Source organism: Colwellia sp. MB3u-55, from assembly GCF_014076785.1.
Taxonomy (GTDB): Bacteria; Pseudomonadota; Gammaproteobacteria; order Enterobacterales; family Alteromonadaceae; genus Colwellia_A.
This window is the reverse complement of record NZ_JACGUS010000042.1, coordinates 1-2,556: the sequence shown is the minus strand read 5'-3', so window position 1 is coordinate 2,556 and position 2,556 is coordinate 1. Positions and strand designations below refer to the sequence as shown.

General features: G+C 34.7%; 4 protein-coding genes. All 4 read right to left on the bottom strand.

Features of this window, described 5'->3' with window-relative positions; translation table 11 throughout:
• Positions 1–224 precede the first annotated feature (224 nt).
• Positions 225–497 (bottom strand): hypothetical protein, encoded by a 273-nt coding sequence (locus H4J66_RS01110; protein WP_182169461.1) that lies wholly within the window; start codon positions 495–497, stop codon positions 225–227.
• 501 nt (positions 498–998) lie between these two features.
• Complete coding sequence (locus H4J66_RS01105; RefSeq protein ID WP_182169458.1) at positions 999–1,415, bottom strand: hypothetical protein; 417 nt, start codon at positions 1,413–1,415, stop codon at positions 999–1,001.
• 280 nt (positions 1,416–1,695) lie between these two features.
• Positions 1,696–2,013, bottom strand: a complete 318-nt coding sequence (locus tag H4J66_RS01100) for a hypothetical protein (RefSeq protein WP_182169455.1) — start codon at positions 2,011–2,013, stop codon at positions 1,696–1,698.
• Positions 2,014–2,132: 119 nt separating this feature from the next.
• Positions 2,133–2,366: a hypothetical protein gene (locus H4J66_RS01095; RefSeq protein ID WP_182169452.1), complete on the bottom strand. Its 234-nt coding sequence runs from the start codon at positions 2,364–2,366 to the stop codon at positions 2,133–2,135.
• Positions 2,367–2,556 lie beyond the last annotated feature (190 nt).

Here is a 2,556-nt window from a genome sequence, read left to right as displayed (position 1 = left end):
TTCATATCCTTCTTTGTCCGCACTCATGTGCCAACCAGGAAAGTTTTTATTTAATGGATTGTATCTCCAAATTGAAATACTGCCATTTTGCTTCCAGATATTTAGATTCATGAATTCATCTAACGCCCAATTAACGGGCTAAAAATAGTGGGCTAAACTGAGCGGAGCGATAGCCTGCTGTTTTTAGTCCTGTTGAATTGCTTGTTATAAGTACTTACTCACTTCTAGCTACTTTTATATTTATTAATGTCAATTATAGCTTTTTCAAAAACATAAACGCACGAATGAAATACCGCAAAAGGAATAAAAATATAATATAGCGACTCTCCTCCAATATCAGAAATAGGTAAAGGTAACCCAAGCTCTGCATACTTATTTATAAAGTGATCTGTCATTTTCCAATCAACTGCTACTAATATCAATAAAATAGCCGCAAGAAAATAATTAGCTCTCAGGCGGTATTTTCTTACTATTTTTTTTATTTCCTTTTCCGACATACATACATCCTTTTGATTGTACTTATAACGCTTACATAAGCGGAAATTTATAGTTGGCTAAAATGTTTGAGGAACGAAAAACAGCCAACTGTAAATTTTCCGTTTAATGTTCTTGTTAGTTGCTTGGTATTTAAAGCACTACATTAACAATAAGTTACCCTAATATTGAGTGATACGGAAGAATACAAATACCCGTACCGCTACACATAAAGTTGAATTTTGAGCCACTAAATTTCATGTGTTGAAGCGAACACACTAAACCTTAAATTGACAAATGAGGTTGGATTTCGCTGGTTAACAACCAAAAGAAAATGGCGAAAACTCACCTGAAACACATACAAAGCCAATGTAGAATACACCACATTTACAATAAAATATTACGCTTATTAGCGGTACCAACTAACGCCCACTTAAGCGGACAAAAATTGTTGGTTAAAATGTGTAGCGAAGCGGAACCTAACCAACTGTTTTTGTTCCGTTTGAAGTGCTTGTTAGGCTGAATTAGCAATTTAAGGGATGCAGAAATAGGCCACTTTTTTTAGTAAAAACAATCTCGGATAATATCTTTTCTTTCCCGTTAATCATTACTTTTAACCCGCTTATTTTAAGCCACTCTACGCCGATATCGCTTATTTCGAATCGCTTATAAAATATTTCGAATTTATCATCTGTGGCTCTGTCCATTACAGAGCCAATTAGATATTCCTTCTTGTGTATCTTGTAATTATCTTCTGGTCTATCAAATCTTTCGACTCTTAACCTCGTGAAACTTTCAAATTTTAAATTCTTTGTACTGTTTTCCATATAAGCAGTAACAGTTTGAACCGGCCAAACTACATTAGCACTTTTATATACTTTAAAAGAAATTTCTAAACTCGTCTTTCCTTTATATTCCCATACATGCAACTCAACGTTCACATCATCCAAAGGGAAAATAAGCTGATTATCTACGCCAACTTGGCCTCGGCAAGATTCTTTTTCAACTCGAGCGCCTTCAGCTTGAGGATGAAAATATTCTTCATGTAGTACAACACATTAACTCAAAAAAACTGTGCATAATAGTAATGCGAAAATTTTGATGATAATCTCCTGAAGCCTAACGCCTACTTAAGCGGAAAAATATAGTTGGCTAAAATGTTGAACGGAGTGAAAACAGCCAACTGTATTTTTTCCGTTTGAAGTTCTTGTTATATTTTGACTAACGAATTAACTCACACTTGCCATCAGTACCATGTTTATCTACCCTCTTTTGGCATTGCGCAAGAGCTTCCTTTTTCGCTTTATGGGTTGAGCTATAACCTTCAGAGTAACCGTAAAACTCCCAGCCATCAGAAGTTTGGCCAAGCGCAAAAGCTTTGTTAGATTTCTTAGTTTCAAATTCTTTGAGCGCTTGGTCTGTACCATATTGGTAAGTTTTTTGATTACATAAATCTGAATCAGGCTCTTTCTTACAAAAAGTTGGCGTAGACTGACAACCAGCCAATAGTATTATTGATAACAATCCTAGATATTTCATCGATAGTCCTTTAAAAATATAACGCCCCATTAAGAGGCAAATGATAGTTGGCTAAAATAAGCGACGAAGGAGCAAATAGCCAGCTGTTATTTGTCCTGCTTGAATGGCTTGTTATATGCCTATTTAGAATTAAACAACATAATAATACCGATTGTCACGGCAATTGAAACAATACCAGCAACAATACAAAGACCATCATTATTTTGATTTGGTTTAGGATACTTACCAATAGTAATAATCTTTAAAATAACGTACCCATAACCATAAATAAAAAACTCTATAAATGCATCAATAATGATCCATTTTATTAATCTAAAGAAACCTCGACCTAATCCTTCTGCTACTTCTTCCATAATTGATACGATCCTTTAGGCATATAACGCCTAATTAACAGGCTAAAAATTGTGGGCTAAAATGGAGCGAAGCGAACAGCCCGCTGTTTTTAGTCCTTGTTGAATTTCTTGTTATATATACCTACACAAATATTCTTGAAATTAGTTCTGTAGATTGAAAGATAATGATCGCTACACCAGCATACCCAAG

What these genes read in the sequence shown, in the direction of transcription:
- H4J66_RS01095 (WP_182169452.1), bottom strand. Translation starts at nt 2,366, where the DNA reads ATGGAAGAAGTAGCAGAAGGATTAGGTCGAGGTTTCTTTAGATTAATA.
- H4J66_RS01100 (WP_182169455.1), bottom strand. Translation starts at nt 2,013, where the DNA reads ATGAAATATCTAGGATTGTTATCAATAATACTATTGGCTGGTTGTCAG.
- H4J66_RS01110 (WP_182169461.1), bottom strand. Translation starts at nt 497, where the DNA reads ATGTCGGAAAAGGAAATAAAAAAAATAGTAAGAAAATACCGCCTGAGA.